The sequence below is a fragment of the Mycolicibacterium grossiae genome (genome assembly GCF_008329645.1).
In the GTDB taxonomy this organism is placed as follows: Bacteria; Actinomycetota; Actinomycetes; order Mycobacteriales; family Mycobacteriaceae; genus Mycobacterium; species Mycobacterium grossiae.
Genome location: NZ_CP043474.1, coordinates 1,212,346 through 1,228,614, shown reverse-complemented (window position 1 = coordinate 1,228,614; position 16,269 = coordinate 1,212,346). Strand labels below are relative to the sequence as shown.

Sequence of the window (16,269 nt, the reverse complement as noted above, 5' to 3'; positions counted from 1 at the left end):
TAGTCTCGCCACGTGTCCGCCACCCGCACCGAGCGCGAATTCTCCGGCGTCGGCTCCGTCCGCATCGTGTACGACGTCTGGACGCCCGACGGACCACCGCGCGGCGTGGTGGTGCTGTGCCACGGCTACGCCGAACACGCCGGCCGCTACGGCCACGTCGCCGCCCGCTTCGGCGCGGCCGGCCTCGTCACCTACGCCCTCGACCAGCGCGGTCACGGCCGCTCCGGGGGCAAGCGGGTCCGGCTGAACGACATCTCCGAGTACACCGGTGACTTCCGGACCCTGATGGGCGTCGCGGCCGCCGAGTACCCCGACCTGCCGCGCATCGTCCTCGGCCACAGCATGGGTGGCGGCGTCGTCTTCACCTACGGCACCGAGCACCCCGGCGACTACGCGGCGATGGTGCTGTCCGGCCCGGCGGTGCACGCCCAGGACGGGGTGTCGTCGATGAAGGTCCGCCTGGCGAAGGTGGTGGGCCGCGTGCTGCCCGGCCTGCCGGTGGAGAAGCTGCCCGCCGACGCGGTGTCGCGCGACCCGGCGGTCGTCGCGGCCTACGAGGCCGACCCGCTGGTGCACCACGGCCCGCTGCCCGCCGGCATCGCAAAGGCGCTCATCGAGGTCGGCGAGACCATGCCGCGACGGGCTGGGGCACTCACCGCGCCGCTGCTGGTGGTCCACGGCGACGCCGACGCGCTGATCCCGGTGTCGGGCAGCCGGCTGCTGATGGAGTGCGTCGGCACCGACGACGCACATCTGAAGGTGTACCCGGGCCTCTTCCACGAGGTGTTCAACGAGCCGGAACGCGACCTCGTGCTCGACGACGTCGTCTCCTGGATCGAGTCGCACCTGTGAGGGTCGCGCTGCGCCGTGCGCGGGCCGCGGTGGCGGTGGCGCTGGTGGCGCTGCCGCTGGCCGTCGGCTGCTCGTCGGCACCCGAGGCCGCGGCGCCCAGCACGCCGAATCCCGGCTGGACCGACGAGGACGTGACGTTCGATGCGGACGGACTGACGCTGCACGGCACCTACCGGCACCGCGGCGACGCCGCGCCGGGACCCGCCGCGCTGCTGATCTCCGAGAGCGGCAACACCGACCGCAACGGCGACAACGCCGTGGCGGGGCCGGTCGGCAACATGCGCCAGCTCGCCGAGTACCTGTCCGACCACGGCGTCGCGTCGCTGCGCTACGACAAGGTCGGAACCGGCAAGACGGGCCTCGGCCCCTACGCGGCCCGCCCGGCGGACGTGGGCAGCGCCGTCTACACCGCCGGGGCGAAGTCCGCCGCGCGGTTCCTCGCCGGGCAGACCCGGACCGACAAGACCCGCATCTCGGTCTACGCCGTCGGCGAGGGCACGGTGCACGCCATGGCCCTGGCCACCGACACCGCCGCCGACGCGCTCAAGGTGCACTCGCTGGCGCTGCTGCAACCGCTGTCGGGTCGCTACCTCGACATCATCAGCGGCCGCGTCCACACCGACGTCGACTCCGCCGTCGCGTCCGGGGCCAAGACCCGCCAGCAGGGCGACGACGTGCTCGCCGCGTGGGCCGCCGCCGTCGACGAGGCCCGCACCCGGGGCACCGCGCCGGCCAAGCTGCCGGAGGGGCTCGGCGCGATCCTCAACCCGGGCAACGTCAAGGCCGTCGTCGAAGCCGACGCCATCGACCCGCAGGCCCTCGCCGCCAAGGTGCCCGCCGGCACGCCCGTCCTCGCCACCTGTTCGGACTCCGACGCCCAGGCCGACTGCGCCACCGAGAAGCCGCTGTTCGACGCGCTGCGGCGCACCGCACTGACCGTCGTCGAACTGAAGGGCGTCAACCACGTGCTGCGCGACGACCCCACCGACAGCGTCGCCAACTACGCGAAGAAGGCACCGCTCTCGCCGCAGCTGACCACCGCGCTGGACGCCTTCGTCGGCCGGTGACCGCTCCGCGGCGGTGGCTAGACTCGTCGGCGTCTGTGGACGAAGTCCGCTCTGTGGATGAGCGGCCCGCGCGCCGGTGACGGGACGCGGCGACGTCGGATTGGCTGCCTACCTTCACGACCATGAGTGATCCCAAGATGCTGGCCCGCATCGCCGCACTGCTGCGACAGGCCGAGAACACCGAGAACGCCCACGAGGCCGAGGCCTTCATGGCGGCCGCCCAGCGGTTGGCCACCACCACCTCGATCGACCTCGCGGTGGCGCGCGCCCACGCCGCAACCCGTACCGCCGTGCAGACGCCGACGCAGCGCACCATCACGATCGGCGACGCCGGCACCCGCGGGCTGCGCACCTACGTGCAGCTCTTCGTCGGCATCGCCGCCGCGAACGACGTGAAGTGCGACGTCGCCTCCAACTCGACGTTCGTGCACGCCTACGGGTTCGCCGAGGACATCGACGCGACGCACGCGCTGTACGCGTCCCTGGTGTTGCAGATGGTGAAGGCGTCGGAGGCCTACATCGACAGCGGCGCGCACCGGCCGACGCCCACGATCACCGCCCGGCTGAACTTCCAGCTCGCCTTCGGGGCGCGGGTCGGGGCGCGCCTCGCCGACGCCCGCGAGGAGGCCCGCCAGCAGGCCGCCGCCACCCGCGACGACCAGCCCGGTACCGCACTCGCGTTGCGCAACAAGGACATCGAGCTGACGTCCTTCTACCGCACCGCATCGAAGGCGCGCGGCACGTGGCGGGCCAGCAGCGCGTCCGCGGGGTACTCGTCGGCGGCCCGCCGCGCCGGTGACCGGGCGGGCCAACGTGCCTCGCTCGGTCCCAGCACCGAACTCTCCGGTGCCCGCGGCGCGCTGGACCGCTGAGGGCCGTGGCACGCGACGCGCAGCGCGCCCGGGTGTATGCCGCCGAGGAGTTCGTCCGCAGCCTGTTCGACCGCGCGCAGTCCCGTAGCGGCGCGACCGTCGACTTCTTCGGCGCCACCCTCACCCTGCCGCCGGAGGCCCGGTTCGGGTCGGTGACGTCGGTGCGGACCTACGTGGCCGGCGTGCTCGGCCACCCCGCCGTCCGCGAACGCTGGCCGGACGCACCGCCGCTCGCCGTGCGGACTCGGCGCGGCAGCACCGCCGCGCACTACGAGGTCCGCGACGGCCGCGCCGCGATCGCCGTGCCGGACGGCGCAGCGGTCAGCGCCGTCGCGGGAGGCAGCGCGCCGTGGGCGCTGCGGGAGCTGGTGGTGCTGCACGAGATCGCCCACCACCTGTGCGGCGCGGAGGAAGCGCACGGGCCGGAATTCGTCGCGACGTTCACCGACCTCGCCGACGCCGTGATGGGCCCGGAGGTCGGCTACGTGCTGCGGGTGGTCTACGCCAAGGAGGGGGCGCGGTAGGCACTCGGTGACCGAACGGTGACGTGGGGCCGCGCGAGGGTCAGCTCACAGGTCGGTGAGATACACCTACGCCATGGCAGACGTGGCCAAGCGGCCGACGAACACACCGGCGGCGGCGAAGGCTCCCGCCAAGAAGGCACCCGCGAAGAAGGCTCCCGCCAAGAAGGCACCCGGCAAGAAAGCGCCGGCCAAGAAGGCGCCCGCCAAGAAGGCTGCCGCGAAGGCGCCCGCCGAGAAGGCTGCGACGAAGAAGGCGCCCGCCAAGAAAGCTGCGGCGAAGAAGGCGGCCGGGAAGAAGGGCACGCCCCGGCCGCCGCAGCGCGCACTGACCTCGGCTCCCACCGACCCCGCGGGCATCCTCGGGTTGAGCCAGCCGATCACCTTCGCCACGGTCAAGCGGGCCTGGCGGGAGTACGCCGCCCGTCATCACCCCGACCAGGGCGGTGATCCGGCGACGTTCGTCCGAGGGCGCACGGCCTACGAGACGCTGCGGGACGCGCTGATCCGGTCCGACCGTGGCTGAACGCGTGGCGTCACGGCAGTCGTTGCGGGGACTCGACGCGCTCAACTTCTTCCTCGCCGACGTCCGCGACGGGCTCGGGCCGTACCTGGCGATCTACCTCATCGCCGTACGCGGGCCGAGCCACGGGTGGAACGAGGCAACGGTCGGCGCGGTCATCACGACCGCAGGCATCGTCGGGCTGATCTTTCAGACGCCGCTCGGCGGCCTCGTCGACAAGGTGGCGCAGCGGCGGCTCGTCGTGGTGGTCGCGGCGTCGATGGTGACCGTCAGCTGTCTGGTGCTGCCGTTCGTCAGCGGCTTTGCCCTCGTCACGGCGACCCAGTCGATCGCCTCGATTGCGGGAGCGGCTGTCGCCCCGGCTATTTCGGCGATCACGCTCGGGCTGGTCGGGCCGAAGCTGCTGGCACCGCGAATTGGCCGCAACGAGGCGTTCAACCACGCCGGCAACGCCGCCTCGGCGGGCATCGCGGCACTGCTCGCGTGGTGGCTCGGCCCGGTGGTGGTCTTCTGGTTGATGGGCGTCCTGGCGGTGTGCAGCATCGTCTCGACGCTGCGCATCCGCGCCACCGAGATCGACGAGCGGCAGGCCCGCGGTCTCACCGCGTCGGCCGGTGACGACGCCGCGGGAGGCGCCCCGGGCGTCAGCGGTCTGCGCGTGCTGCTGACCAGCCGTCCGCTGCTGGTGTTCACGATCATCGCGTTCACCTTCCACCTGTCCAACGCGGCGATGCTGACGTCGGTGAGCCAGCTGCTGACCCGGGTAGTCGGCAAGGACGGTGCGACGTCGCTGGTCGCGCTGTGCGTGCTCGCCGCGCAGCTGGTGATGATCCCCGTGGCGATCCTCGTCGGCCGCAAGGCCGACGTGTGGGGCCGCAAGCCGATCTTCCTGGCGGCGTTCGGCGTCCTCGCTGCACGCGGCCTGCTGTACACGGTGTCGGACAACGGGACGTGGCTCCTCGTGGTGCAGGCGCTCGATGGCGTCGGCGCCGGCATCTTCGGTGCCCTGTTCCCCGTCGTCGTCGCCGATCTGACCCGCGGCACCGGGCGCTTCAATCTGGCCCAGGGCGCCGTCGCGACGTCGCAGGGGCTCGGCGGTGCGCTCAGCGCCGGGCTCGCCGGGGCGATCATCGTGGCGCTCGGCTACGACGTCGCGTTCTGGACGCTCGCGGGCATCGCGGTGGTCGGGCTGGTGCTGTACGCGACCCTCATGCCCGAGACCCGGCCGGCCCCCGGCGGCACCCCCGAGACCGGCGCCGCGAAGGCCGCCACCGGCTAGCGTGGCAGGGGTGAGCGAGCCCGACCCCGCCGCCCTGGACGCCCTGTTCACCCGGCTGCTGCATACCGAGGACGACGCGCTGACCGCCGCGCGGGAGGCCACCGACGCCGCCGGGATGCCGCGCATCGAGGTCTCGGCGCAGCACGCCAAGCTGCTGACGCTGTTGGCGGGGATAGCCCGGGCCGAGCGGGTGCTGGAGATCGGCACGCTGGGCGGATACAGCACGATCGCGCTGGCCCGCGGTGTCGGACCCGGCGGTCAGGTCGTGACGCTGGAGTACGAGCAGGCCCATGCCGACGTCGCCCGGCGGAACCTCGAGCGCGCCGACGTCGCCGACCGCGTCGAGATCATCGTCGGCGCGGCGCTGGACAGCCTGCCCCGGCTGGCAACCCGCGGCGATCGGTTCGACTTCTTCTTCATCGACGCCGACAAGGAGAACAACTCGGCCTACGTCGACTGGGCGGTGACGCTCGCGCGGCCGGGGGCGGTACTCGTCATCGACAACATCGCCCGCATGGGCCGCGTCCTCGATCCGGCGCCCGACGACCGTCAGGCCCGCGCCGTGCACGACATGTTCGCGATGATGGGTGCCCATCCGCGGCTCGACACCGCCGCGATCCAGACCGTGGGCACCAAGGGGTGGGACGGGTTCGCCGTCGCGGTCGTGCGCGACGAGATCGTCTGACGCCGCCGCGCGCTCAGCCCACGGAGCGCAGCTCGCCGGCCGGCGCCAGCGTGCCCATGGCCTCCGACAGCGCGCCCGAGGTGGCGTCGGACGTCATGCCGAGGTGCTCGGACGCCTCGCCGACGGTCATGCCGCGGTAGTAGGTGAGTTCGACGCACTTGCGCTGGATGGCGGGCAGCGTCTCCAGGCTCGCGTTGTCGCCGTGCAGTTCGATGACGTCGCGGGCGCGGCGGGCGGCGCCGACGGGCTCGCGACGGGCGTGGCCGACGGCGAGTTCGTGGGCGAGGCTGATCAGCCAGGCCCCGGGTGATCCGTGCGCGGCGTCGTAGCCTGCGGCCTCGTCCCACACCCTGAGGTAGATCCGTTCCATGACGGCCTCGCGCTCGTCGGCGTCCGCCACCAAGTTGCCGATGACCCCGAACACCCGGTCCGACGTCCGGTCGTAGAAGCGGAGCAGTGCGTCGGAATCACGCTGGGCGATGCGATGCAGGAGCGACTGCAGATCGGCGGTCACGGTGGAAGCCATCCTTGGGTCAACGTTGACATGAGCGGCGGATTGCTGAACCGCGTGAAGCCTGCGATGCATACCCGGTGGCCCCACTCGTCAAACGCCGGTTTGGCCCCGCGGCGCCTCGGGCATGGTCGGTGCGTGGGCATCTCACTGCAGGGCGGCCAACTGGCCGTCGACCGGTTCATCGCCGCGCCGTCCGAGACGGTGTGGAACCTGCTGGTCGATCTCGAGGCATGGCCGAAGTGGGGCGCGACGGTCACCGCGGCGCGCCTCGACGAGGGCGACGTCCTCACCCTCGGGGTGACCGGTCTGGTCTGGACCCCCGTCGGCATCCCGCTGCCCTTCACCATCGACGAGTTCGTGCCCGGTCGGTCCTGGGGCTGGCGCGTCGCCGGCGTCCCGGCCACCCGCCACGGCGTCGACCCCGAGGGCGACGGCTGCCGGGTGTGGATGACCGGACCTCTATGGGCGCCCGCGTACGTGCCCGTCCTCGCGCTCGCCCTCGCCCGCATCGACGAGATGGCGCGCGACGCGGACTGACGAATTGTCGGACCCCGTGGGCAGGATGGGGTCATGTCCTCCGCCTCGACTTCGGTGTCACCGGGTGAGCGGCTGGAGGCGTTGTTCGACCGGTTGGCGGAGCTGACCGGTCAGCGCAATGCGATCGACGGCGCGATCGTGGACGTCGTCGCCGAGATCGACCGCGAGGACCTGTGCGGGATGACCGGCGCGAGGTCGGTGCCGGCGTTGGTGGCGTGGAAGACCGGGGTGTCCCCGCGCAACGCCGAGACCGTGGTGGCGGTCGCCCGCCGTAGTGCCGAGTTCCCGCGCTGCACTGCGGGTTTGCGGGGATGGTCGGGTGTCGTTGGATCAGGTGGGGGTGATCGCCGAGCAGGCCGCCGACGGGTCCGATGAGCACTACGCCCCGCTGGTCGGGGCCGCCACGGTGACTCAGCTGCGGACCGCGGTGAAACTCGAACCCCGCCCGCCGCAGCCGCGGCCGGATCCGCGACGGTCGATCGGCAAGACCAGCGACGAGACGTCGACGACGTGGCGGATCACCTTGCCCCACGACGAGGCCGCGGTGCTCGACGCGGCGCTTTCGTCGCACCTGGACCGGTTGGTCGCCGAGTGGAAGCACGACCACGCCGACGGCGCGGCGGATGGCGCGCCGCCGATGCCCGCCACCATCGATGCGTTCCTGGCGCTGGTGACTGCGAGCTGGGACAGCGAGGCGGCGGAGCGCCCGCATGGGCAGCGGACCACGGTGGTGGTGCACGTCGACGTCGACCGGCGGGTGGGGTCGCTGCACCTGGGTCCGGTGCTGACCGACGCCGACCGCCAACACCTGACCTGTGATGCGACGTGGGAGGCGTGGTTCGAACGCGATGGCCGTCCGATCGGGTGTGGGCGGGAGACCCGGCAGATCAGCCGCCGGCTGCGCCGGGCGTTGGAGCATCGGGACCGCTGCTGCGTGGTTCCCGGGTGTGGGGCGACCCGCGGGTTGCATGCCCATCACGTGGTGCACTGGGAGGACGGCGGGCCGACCGATCTGGCCAACCTGGTGTTGGTGTGTCCGTATCACCACCGGGCGCATCACCGCGGGATCATCGCCATCCGTGGGCCGGCCGAGCACCTCGTCGTCACCGACGCCGACGGCACCGCCCTTCGCGACCGAGCACTGGCTCGAACACCCACCGAGCCGCCGCCGGACGTGCCGCCGTGTCCGGGACCGACCGGCGAACGCGCCCAATGGTGGTGGTATCAACCCTTCGAACCGCAACCACCACCGACGACGAACTGAGCGACGCGGATCAGGCGCGCGCGGCGATCGACGAGCGCAGCCGGTCGAGCGCGTGGGCCGATGCCGACCCCGGTTCCGGGGTGTAGGTCACCAGCAGATGGTGCGGTGCGGGCTGCAACCGCCACGCGAGAAAGGCGAGGTCGATGTCGCCGACCACGGGGTGGCGCATCCGCGTCAGCCCGGTCGACTTCTCGTAGACGTGATGCTCGCTCCAGTACCGGCGAAACCGCGGACTGCGTGTCGACAGGTCCGCGACCAGTGCCGTCAGGTCCGGGTCGTCGGGGGTGCGCCCCAGCGCCATGCGCATCATCCCGACGGTGTCGCGGGCTGCCGCCGCCCAGTCGCGGTGCCGGGCCGCGGCGTCGGCGTCGGAGAACAGCAGCCAGGCCGTATTCCGTTGCGACAGCGGACGATTCGCGAAGTCGGTGAACACCTCGCTCGCCAACGCGTTCCAACCCAGGACGTGCGTGGCGTCCGTCATGACCAGGGTGGGCACCGTCATGGTGTCGACCAGGGCGCGGGTGGCGGCATCGAGCGGTTCTCGCGGCAGCGGCGCCCGCCGCCGGGGTGGGTGGGCGAGGTGCTGGAGGTGCCGGCGCTGCGGCGCGTCGAGTCGCAGCGCGGCCCCGATCGCTTCGAGGACCGAGTCCGACGGACGTGCGCTGCGGCCCTGCTCCAGGCGGACGTAGTAGTCGGTGGACAACCCGACGAGGTCGGCGACCTCCTCGCGCCGCAACCCGGGGACCCGCCGCCGACTGCCCGTTCCGGGGAGGCTGACGGCGTCCGGCGCCACCGCGGCCCGACGGGCCCGCAGGAATGCGCCGAGTTCGGACCTGCTCACCTCACCATCATCGCGTGACCGGACCGGACGGACCATGGGTCTGCCAGTGCCCCGGTGGGAGCGGTCCTGCACCGTCGCCCGCCGACGACCGAGAGTGGGGTGGTGACCGACGCCGACCAGCTGCCCCCGATCCCCACCCACGCCGAGGTCGAGGCCGACCCCGGCGTGCTGTGCACCTTCAACGAGCGCATCGTCGCGGCGTTCCGCGCCCGCGGCGGAGTCGTCGGCGGCCCGTTCGCCGGCGCCGACGTCCTGCTCCTGACGACATCCGGAGCCCGGACGGGCGCCATCCGGGTGGTGCCGTTGGAGTACTTCCGGGTCGACGGCCGGCTGGTGGTGCTCGGCACCTACGGCGGAGCGCCGAGACACCCCGCATGGGTGCACAACCTGCGCGCGCATCCGAACGTCACCGTCGAGGTCGGGCAGCGCTCGTTTCCCGCCGTCGCCCACGAGATCACCGGCGCCGACGCGGATTGCACGTACCAGGCGATCGCCGCCCGCAGCCCACGCGTTGCCCGCTACCCCACGCCCCGACGCCGCATCCCGGTCTTCGCGCTGCACGAGCGGGAGTCCGGGTAGCAACGGACTCCCGCTCGGAAGGCGGTCAGGACGCGATGGCGGCCAGCGCGTCCGCGAGCACGGCGTCGACGGCCTCGACGGGACCGGAGAGCAGCGACTTGACCGTGCGGCTGTCCTCGTCGGCGAGCACCTCGAACGCGCCGGTGGCGACACCGTCGTAGGCCTGGGCGACGACGTCGGCGGGGTTGGACTTCGGCAGGTCGAAGCGGGCCCCCATCGCGGTGTCGATCATCCCGACGATCAGGCCGGTGACCGTGGTGCCCTGCGCTGCCAGCTCGATGCGCATGGCGTTGCTGGCCGACCAGGCGGCCGCCTTCGATGCGGCGTACGCCGTCGGGACCGGCGTCCACGCCGCCAGCGAGAGCACGTTGAGGATGGCGCCGCCGCCATGCGCTGCCAGCACGGGCGCGAACGCCTTCGTCACGCGAACGGGGCCCAGCACGTTCGTCTCGAAGATCGACCGGGCGACGTCGTCGTCACCGGAGAGCAGGGTGCGGTCGGCCTCCGGCGCGATCGCGGCGTTGTTGACGACCAGGTCCACGTCGGATGCCGACGCGGCGGCGTCGGCGATGGTGGCGGCGTCGGTCAGGTCGAGGCGCAGCGGCACGACCCGGTCGTCGTCCCACGTCCGCGGTGTGCGGGCGGCGGCGTATACGCGCCGCGCTCCGCGATCGAGGCCCTGACGTACGAACTCCTGGCCGAGTCCGCCGTTGGCGCCGGTGATCAGGATGGTCCTGCCATCGAGTCGTTCGGTCATCGTCACTCCCTGTAGCGTCGTAAGTGGGGAAGGTCCCGATAAAGACTAAGTGGGGAGTGTCCCCGGTTATTCCGGACGAGGGGAGGCGACGTGACTGCGCCCGCGGAACGGCCGTTGCGCGCCGATGCCCGCCGCAACCGCGAGGCGATCCTGGCGGCGGCCCGGACGAGATTCGAGGCCGACGGCATCCTCGCGCCGATCGACGGCATCGCCACGGCGGCCGGCGTCGGCAACGCGACGTTCTACCGGAACTTCCCGACCCGCGACGACCTGCTCGTCGCCGTCATCGACGACAGCGTCCGGGAGCTTCTGACGGCGTCGACCGAGTACGAGTCCGGCATGGACCCCGAGAGCGCGCTGCACGAGTGGCTCTACCGCTTGGCCTGGCAGCTGCGCATCTGGCAGAACCTGCCGACGTGCATCGCGTCCGCGATCGAGGACGCCACCTCGCCGGTGCGGACGGTGTGCGCACGGCTGACGGCCCGCACGGACGACTTCCTCGCCCAGGCGCGCGCCGCCGGCGTGGTGGCCGACGGCATCACCGCGGGTGAGGTCTTCGAACTCGTCACCGCGGCGTCCTGGGCGGTCGACCGTTTCGGCGACGACGCCGCCGCAGCCCGGCAGCGGGTGCGCCTGGCGACCGCGGGGGTGTTCCGGCGCTAGTGCCGGAACACCCGCCGCGGAAGCGCTAGCTGCAGACCGCGCCCACGGCCGCCGAGCCGACCAGCTTGGTGTACTTGGCCAGCACGCCGGTCGTGTAGACCGGCGGCAGCGGCTCGAAACCGGCCTTGCGCGACTCGAGTTCGGCCGGGTCGACCAGCAGGTCGAGCGTGCCGTTGGCGACGTCGAGTCGGATCCGGTCACCGTCGCGGACGAACGCGATGGGTCCGCCGTCGACGGCCTCCGGTGCGATGTGCCCGACGCACAGTCCGGTGGTGCCGCCGGAGAACCGGCCGTCGGTCATCAGGAGCACGTCCTTGCCGAGACCCGCGCCCTTGATGGCGCCGGTGATCGCCAGCATCTCCCGCATGCCCGGGCCGCCCTTCGGGCCCTCGTAGCGGATGACGACGACGTCGCCGTGGGTGATGGTGCCGTCCTCCAGCGCGTCGAGCGCCGCCCGCTCGCGCTCGAAGACCCGTGCGGTGCCCTCGAAGACGTCGGAGTCGAAGCCCGCCGACTTCACCACCGCACCCTCGGGCGCCAGCGACCCGTGCAGGATCGTGATGCCGCCGGTGGGGTGGATCGGGTTGTTCATCGCCCGCAGCACCTTGCCGTCCGGATCCGGCGGCTCGATGTGGGCGAGGTTCTCGGCCATCGTCTTCCCCGTCACGGTCAGGCAGTCGCCGTGCAGCAGACCGGCGTCGAGCAGCGCCTTCATCACGACGGGGACGCCGCCGATCTCGTCGACGTGCTTCATCACGTGCCGGCCGAAGGGCTTGACGTCGGCCAGGTGCGGGACGCGCTGGCCGATGCGGGTGAAGTCCTCGAGGCCCAGCTTGACGTTGGCCTCCCACGCGATGGCGAGCAGGTGCAGCACCGCGTTGGTGGAGCCGCCGAACGCCATCACCACGGCGATGGCGTTCTCGAACGCCTCCTTGGTGAGGATGTCGCGCGCGGTGATGCCGCGGCGCAGCATCTCGACCACCGCCTCGCCGGAGCGGCGGGCGTAGTCGTCACGGCGCGAATCGATGGCGACTGGAGATGCGCTGCCCGGCAACGACATTCCGAGAGCCTCGGCCGCGGAGGCCATGGTGTTGGCGGTGTACATGCCGCCACACGCGCCCTCGCCGGGGCAGATCGCGCGCTCGATGATGTCGACGTCCTCGCGCGACATGAGGCCGCGGGCGCACGCACCGACCGCCTCGAAGGCGTCGATGATCGTGACCTCCTTCTCGGTGCCGTCGGTGAGCTTGGCGACGCCCGGCATGATCGAGCCGTTGTAGAGGAAGACGTTCGCGAGGTCGAGCCGCGCGGCCGCCATCAGCATGCCGGGGATCGACTTGTCGCAGCCGGCGAGCAGCACGGTGCCGTCGAGGCGCTCGGCCTGCACCACGGTCTCGACGCTGTCGGCGATGACCTCGCGGGACACCAGGGAGAAGTGCATGCCCTCGTGGCCCATCGAGATGCCGTCGGACACGGAGATGGTGCCGAACTCCAGCGGATAACCGCCGCCGGCGTGCACGCCGGTCTTCACCGACTGCGCGAGCCGCTGCAGCGACATGTTGCACGGGGTGATCTCGTTCCAGGACGAGCCGACGCCGATCTGCGGCTTGGCCCAGTCGTCGTCGCCCATGCCCACGGCGCGCAGCATCCCGCGGGCGGCGGTCTTCTCCAGGCCGTCGGTGACGTCCCGGGAGCGGGGTTTGATGTCGGGCTGGGTGCCGGTGGGCTCTGAGGGCATGCGTTCGATTATGCGCCTGACCAGGACCGCCACCAAAACCATTTCCATACCCCCAAGGGGTATCCGGTACGGTGGTGGCATGACGACCCACTCCGCCCGGCTCAGCGCTCGCGTCGCGGCTCTCCTGGCCGCCATCGCCACGACCGCCGCCGTCGCCGCCTGCACCAGCACGCCCGCATCCGACGGCCACACCGATCACACCCACGACGCCACGTCGGCGCAGGCCGGCTCGGACACCCCGGCCGCCAACGCGGACCCCGACGCCGTCGAGCACAACGCGGCCGACGAGGCCTTCGCCACCCACATGATCCCGCACCACGAACAGGCCGTCGCCCTGTCGGACATGGTGCCGAGCCGCTCGTCGGACCCGGCGGTCGTCGAACTCGCGGCCGCGATCGCGAAGGCGCAGCAGCCGGAGATCGAGACCATGAAGGGTTTCCTGACGCAGTGGAACGGCGGTGCGTCCCCCGCGCCGGGCGGACACGAGGGCCACGACATGGGCGGCATGCAGATGCAGGGCATGGTCGACGACGCGACGATGACGCGCCTCGAGTCGCTGAAGGGCAAGGAATTCGACACACTGTGGCTGCAGTCGATGATCGGTCACCACGAGGGTGCCATCGACATGGCCAAGACCGAACTCGCCGACGGCGCCAACGCGACCGCCAAGGACCTCGCGCAGCAGATCGTCGACGCCCAGCAGGCCGAGATCGACCAGATGAAGCAGATGATGGGAGGCTGACGTGCCCCATTCCGAGGCGCCGTCCCCGGCCGGGGAGAAGGCCGACGCCATGACCGATTCGATGGCCGACGCCGTGGTCGACGAGACCGTCGCGCCGGCGCTCGACGACGCCGGTGCGCACGGTTACGCACCGAAGAAGGCCGATTACGCCAAGCGGCTGCGGCGCATCGAGGGCCAGGTCCGCGGCATTGCGCGGATGATCGACGAGGACAAGTACTGCATCGACGTGCTGACCCAGATCAGCGCGGTCAACAGCGCACTGCAGTCCGTCGCGCTGGGGCTGCTCGACGAGCACCTCGGCCACTGCGTCAGCCATGCCGTGGCCGCCGGTGGCGACGAGGCCGACCGCAAGATCGCCGAGGCGTCCGCGGCGATCGCCCGGCTGGTGCGGTCCTGACGGCGGTGTCGGTCGTCCCCGCGACGATCGGACTGCTCGAGGCCTACCAGCGCGACCCCGCCGAGTTCGCCGACCTGCTCGGCAGCGCGCTGCCCGGCGGCTGGCCGGAATACCCGGAGGGCATCGAGTACACCCTGGACAAGCTCCTCGAGCGCCCCGACCAGGCCGACTGGTGGCTGCACCTGTTCCTCGACGTCACCGATCAGCTCGTCGGCTCGGGCGGCTACGTCGGCCCGCCCGACGACGGGGTGGTCGAGATCGGCTACGAGATCGCCCCGGAGTTCCGCAACCGCGGCTACGCCACCGCCGCCGCGCGGGCCCTGGTCGCCAAGGCGCTCGCCGACCCGTCGGTGCACACGGTGCTCGCGCACACGCTGCCCGCCGAGAGTGCGTCGACGGCGGTGTTGCGCAAGGTCGGCTTCCAGTGCACCGGGGAGGAAACCGATCCCCGGGAGGGGACGGTATGGCGCTGGCAGTGGTTCGACCAGCAGGTTTCCTGAGTGCGTGCTCAGGGGGCGTCCGTCGGGACGCCGGACCAGTCGTCGCGCTGTGCGACACTGGTCGTGATTCGGATGGAGGTGGCGACGTGCCACGTTGGATGCCCGCGATGGCGATGAAGAAGCTCGCGACGGCCGTGTTCGCCGCCGGCCTGACCGGAAGTGCGGTGCTCGCGGCGCCGTCGGCGTGGGCCGAACCGGCACCCGACCCCGCGGTCATCGACGCACCGCCCGCCCCGCCGGGACCGCCGCCGTTCCAGCTCCCGCCGATGCCGTGGGACCCGCCGGCACCCGCCGTGGCGCCGCTGGCCCCGCCGGCCGCCGACCCGCAAGCCCCCGCCACTCCGGGCACCGCCACCACCCCCGCGGTGAACAACTACGGGGCGCCCGCCACCGTGCCCGCCGGCACGCCCGCCGGGCAGAACCCGCTGCCCTACACCGGGGAACCGGTGTTCGCGCCGCCGACGTTCAACCCGACGAACGGCTCGATGGTCGGCGTCGCCAAGCCGATCTACATCAACTTCGCCCGCCCCATCGCCGACCGCGCGTTGGCCGAGCAGGCCGTGCACATCACGTCGAACCCGCCGGTGCCCGGCCGGTTCTACTGGACCAGTGACACCCAGCTGCGCTGGCGCCCGCAGGACTTCTGGCCCGCCAACACCGTCGTGAACATCGACGCCGGCGGCACCAAGTCCAGCTTCCGCACCGGTGACTACCTGGTCGCCACCGTCGACGACGCGACCCACCAGATGGAGGTCCGCCGCAACGGCGTCCTGGAGAAGACGTTCCCGGTGTCCATGGGCAAGCCCGACGGCAAGCACGAGACCAAGAACGGCACGTACTACGTGCTGGAGAAGTTCGCCGACATCGTCATGGACTCCTCGACGTACGGCGTGCCGGTCGACTCCGCCGAGGGCTACAAGCTGAAGGTGCAGGACGCCGTCCGCATCGACAACAGCGGCATCTTCGTGCACAGCGCGCCGTGGTCGGTCGGTGATCAAGGGAAGCGCAACGTCAGCCACGGGTGCATCAACCTCAGCGCCGCCAACGCGCAGTGGTTCTACGACAACTTCGGCAGCGGCGACCCGGTCGTCGTGAAGAACTCGAAGGGCCTGTACAACCAGCCGGACGGTGCGTCCGACTGGCAGATGTTCTAGGCCCGCACCTCACGCACCCGGACCCCACGCACGAGGGAACCCACGCCGTGCCCGAGCGGACGTCACCGCGCGGCAGGACGCCCCGCGGCCGGGCGCCCACGCCGGTGCGGGGGCGTCCCGCCGGACGGGACTCCGACCGCACGCGGGCCGACATCCTGCGCGCGGCACGGACGGTGCTCGGGGTGCACGGCTACCGGGCGACGACGCTGAAGATGGTGGCTCGGGAGGCCGGCCTGTCCATCCGGGCGGTGTACTACTACTTCGGCAGCCTCCACGAGGTGTACGTCGACGTCGTCGCCGACACCGTGGCGCTGCTCGAGGAGTCGGTGCGCGACGTGGCGGGAGAACCGACGCTGCGCCGGCAGATCCGGGCGTACCTGGCCGCGATGCACGCGCTGGACTTCGGAGACCGCTCGGTGATGGCGTTCATGATCCGCGAGTACCTCGACGCCGCACGCGGGACGCGCGACGGCCGTGCGAAGGGGCCGCTGCTGTCGGGGACCGAACGCTTCCTCGCGGGCATGGTCCGCGGCGCCATCGAACGCGGCGAACTGGCGCCCGACACCAGCGTGCGCGCCACGGTGGGGCTGCTGTCGTCGATCCTCTGGGGCATCGGGCTGTACTCGGGCTTCGTCGACGAGGCCGACGTGATGGCCGCGCTGTGCGCGCGGGCCGACGAGGTCATCGCCTCCGGCCTGGTGGCCGAGGACGCGCCCGACGGCGTGCAGTCCGACGTCGCCTGACGGCCGCCGCCCACGAACGTCGGCGGGCGGCCGCCAGTTCG

General features: G+C 72.0%; 18 protein-coding genes, 1 tRNA gene and 2 pseudogenes. 17 read left to right on the top strand and 4 right to left on the bottom strand.

What is annotated here, in order from left to right; genetic code table 11:
• The first annotated feature begins 12 nt into the window (after nucleotides 1–12).
• The 7 genes from FZ046_RS05925 to FZ046_RS05895 all read left to right on the top strand — a co-directional run bounded on the left by FZ046_RS05925 (nucleotide 13) and on the right by FZ046_RS05895 (nucleotide 5,799).
• Nucleotides 13–852: an alpha/beta hydrolase gene (locus tag FZ046_RS05925; protein ID WP_070352722.1), complete on the top strand. Its 840-nt coding sequence runs from the start codon at nucleotides 13–15 to the stop codon at nucleotides 850–852.
• On the top strand, nucleotides 849–1,919 hold the full coding sequence (locus FZ046_RS05920; RefSeq protein ID WP_070352723.1) for an alpha/beta hydrolase family protein: 1,071 nt from the start codon (nucleotides 849–851) through the stop codon (nucleotides 1,917–1,919). Before FZ046_RS05925 ends, FZ046_RS05920 begins: the two co-directional genes overlap by 4 nt.
• Nucleotides 1,920–2,041: 122 nt before the next feature.
• The gene (locus FZ046_RS05915) at nucleotides 2,042–2,791 is read left to right on the top strand and encodes a DUF2786 domain-containing protein (protein WP_149484214.1); all 750 of its coding nucleotides are present in this window, start codon (nucleotides 2,042–2,044) and stop codon (nucleotides 2,789–2,791) included.
• A 5-nt stretch (nucleotides 2,792–2,796) separates the two neighbouring features.
• A complete protein-coding gene (locus tag FZ046_RS05910) occupies nucleotides 2,797–3,315 on the top strand; it encodes a TIGR04338 family metallohydrolase (RefSeq protein WP_070352725.1) in 519 nt (172 codons plus the stop codon).
• Nucleotides 3,316–3,388: 73 nt separating this feature from the next.
• Entirely contained in the window at nucleotides 3,389–3,838 is a 450-nt protein-coding gene (locus FZ046_RS27635; protein ID WP_176749543.1) for a hypothetical protein, read from the top strand.
• A complete protein-coding gene (locus FZ046_RS05900; protein WP_070352726.1) occupies nucleotides 3,831–5,114 on the top strand; it encodes an MFS transporter in 1,284 nt (427 codons plus the stop codon). The genes FZ046_RS27635 and FZ046_RS05900 overlap by 8 nt, the downstream gene beginning before the upstream one ends.
• A gap of 10 nt (nucleotides 5,115–5,124) precedes the next feature.
• On the top strand, nucleotides 5,125–5,799 hold the full coding sequence (locus FZ046_RS05895) for an O-methyltransferase (protein WP_070352727.1): 675 nt from the start codon (nucleotides 5,125–5,127) through the stop codon (nucleotides 5,797–5,799).
• A 13-nt stretch (nucleotides 5,800–5,812) separates the two neighbouring features.
• Here the strand turns inward: FZ046_RS05895 and FZ046_RS05890 are convergent, their stop codons facing one another.
• On the bottom strand, nucleotides 5,813–6,325 hold the full coding sequence (locus tag FZ046_RS05890; protein ID WP_070352728.1) for a sigma factor-like helix-turn-helix DNA-binding protein: 513 nt from the start codon (nucleotides 6,323–6,325) through the stop codon (nucleotides 5,813–5,815).
• A 123-nt stretch (nucleotides 6,326–6,448) separates the two neighbouring features.
• On the opposite strand from FZ046_RS05890, the gene FZ046_RS05885 reads away from it, so the two are divergent.
• Complete coding sequence (locus tag FZ046_RS05885; RefSeq protein WP_070352729.1) at nucleotides 6,449–6,850, top strand: SRPBCC family protein; 402 nt, start codon at nucleotides 6,449–6,451, stop codon at nucleotides 6,848–6,850.
• A 33-nt stretch (nucleotides 6,851–6,883) separates the two neighbouring features.
• Nucleotides 6,884–8,114: pseudogene (locus tag FZ046_RS05880) on the top strand (DUF222 domain-containing protein).
• Between the two features lie 10 nt (nucleotides 8,115–8,124).
• On the opposite strand, the gene FZ046_RS05875 reads toward FZ046_RS05880, so the two are convergent.
• A complete protein-coding gene (locus FZ046_RS05875; RefSeq protein ID WP_170292398.1) occupies nucleotides 8,125–8,955 on the bottom strand; it encodes a helix-turn-helix transcriptional regulator in 831 nt (276 codons plus the stop codon).
• Between the two features lie 102 nt (nucleotides 8,956–9,057).
• Here FZ046_RS05875 and FZ046_RS05870 point away from each other — a divergent pair, with 102 nt between their 5' ends.
• Nucleotides 9,058–9,534 carry a nitroreductase/quinone reductase family protein gene (locus tag FZ046_RS05870; RefSeq protein ID WP_170292397.1) on the top strand — a complete coding sequence of 159 codons (477 nt, stop codon included), beginning with the start codon at nucleotides 9,058–9,060 and terminating at the stop codon, nucleotides 9,532–9,534.
• A 25-nt stretch (nucleotides 9,535–9,559) separates the two neighbouring features.
• Here FZ046_RS05870 and FZ046_RS05865 read toward each other — a convergent pair whose 3' ends face one another.
• Nucleotides 9,560–10,291 (bottom strand): SDR family oxidoreductase, encoded by a 732-nt coding sequence (locus FZ046_RS05865; protein ID WP_070352731.1) that lies wholly within the window; start codon nucleotides 10,289–10,291, stop codon nucleotides 9,560–9,562.
• Between the two features lie 90 nt (nucleotides 10,292–10,381).
• On the opposite strand from FZ046_RS05865, the gene FZ046_RS05860 reads away from it, so the two are divergent.
• Together FZ046_RS05860 and FZ046_RS05855 are read left to right on the top strand one after the other, a co-directional pair.
• On the top strand, nucleotides 10,382–10,954 hold the full coding sequence (locus tag FZ046_RS05860) for a TetR/AcrR family transcriptional regulator (protein ID WP_070352732.1): 573 nt from the start codon (nucleotides 10,382–10,384) through the stop codon (nucleotides 10,952–10,954).
• Nucleotides 10,955–11,011: 57 nt separating this feature from the next.
• A tRNA-Thr gene (locus FZ046_RS05855) sits at nucleotides 11,012–11,110 on the top strand.
• A 544-nt stretch (nucleotides 11,111–11,654) separates the two neighbouring features.
• Here FZ046_RS05855 and FZ046_RS28345 read toward each other — a convergent pair.
• Nucleotides 11,655–12,512, bottom strand: a pseudogene (locus FZ046_RS28345) (dihydroxy-acid dehydratase domain-containing protein); the annotation flags it as partial.
• Nucleotides 12,513–12,771: 259 nt separating this feature from the next.
• Here FZ046_RS28345 and FZ046_RS05845 point away from each other — a divergent pair.
• The 5 genes from FZ046_RS05845 (at nucleotide 12,772) to FZ046_RS05825 (ending at nucleotide 16,228) form a co-directional block, all read left to right on the top strand.
• Nucleotides 12,772–13,434: a DUF305 domain-containing protein gene (locus tag FZ046_RS05845; RefSeq protein ID WP_070352734.1), complete on the top strand. Its 663-nt coding sequence runs from the start codon at nucleotides 12,772–12,774 to the stop codon at nucleotides 13,432–13,434.
• Nucleotides 13,435–13,495: 61 nt separating this feature from the next.
• Entirely contained in the window at nucleotides 13,496–13,831 is a 336-nt protein-coding gene (gene ricR / locus FZ046_RS05840; protein ID WP_070352754.1) for a copper-sensing transcriptional repressor RicR, read from the top strand.
• Nucleotides 13,832–13,836: 5 nt separating this feature from the next.
• A complete protein-coding gene (locus FZ046_RS05835; protein ID WP_070352735.1) occupies nucleotides 13,837–14,331 on the top strand; it encodes a GNAT family N-acetyltransferase in 495 nt (164 codons plus the stop codon).
• 98 nt (nucleotides 14,332–14,429) lie between these two features.
• Complete coding sequence (locus tag FZ046_RS05830) at nucleotides 14,430–15,485, top strand: L,D-transpeptidase (protein ID WP_070352736.1); 1,056 nt, start codon at nucleotides 14,430–14,432, stop codon at nucleotides 15,483–15,485.
• Between the two features lie 47 nt (nucleotides 15,486–15,532).
• Nucleotides 15,533–16,228 (top strand): TetR/AcrR family transcriptional regulator, encoded by a 696-nt coding sequence (locus FZ046_RS05825; protein ID WP_170292396.1) that lies wholly within the window; start codon nucleotides 15,533–15,535, stop codon nucleotides 16,226–16,228.
• Nucleotides 16,229–16,269: the final 41 nt, after the last annotated feature.

Bases quoted from the DNA above. Each gene is read 5' to 3' on its own strand.
- FZ046_RS05915 (WP_149484214.1), top strand. From the start codon at position 2,042: ATGAGTGATCCCAAGATGCTGGCCCGCATCGCCGCACTGCTGCGACAG.
- FZ046_RS27635 (WP_176749543.1), top strand. From the start codon at position 3,389: ATGGCAGACGTGGCCAAGCGGCCGACGAACACACCGGCGGCGGCGAAG.
- FZ046_RS05890 (WP_070352728.1), bottom strand. From the start codon at position 6,325: ATGGCTTCCACCGTGACCGCCGATCTGCAGTCGCTCCTGCATCGCATC.
- FZ046_RS05865 (WP_070352731.1), bottom strand. From the start codon at position 10,291: ATGACCGAACGACTCGATGGCAGGACCATCCTGATCACCGGCGCCAAC.
- FZ046_RS05845 (WP_070352734.1), top strand. From the start codon at position 12,772: ATGACGACCCACTCCGCCCGGCTCAGCGCTCGCGTCGCGGCTCTCCTG.
- ricR (WP_070352754.1), top strand. From the start codon at position 13,496: ATGGCCGACGCCGTGGTCGACGAGACCGTCGCGCCGGCGCTCGACGAC.
- FZ046_RS05830 (WP_070352736.1), top strand. From the start codon at position 14,430: ATGCCCGCGATGGCGATGAAGAAGCTCGCGACGGCCGTGTTCGCCGCC.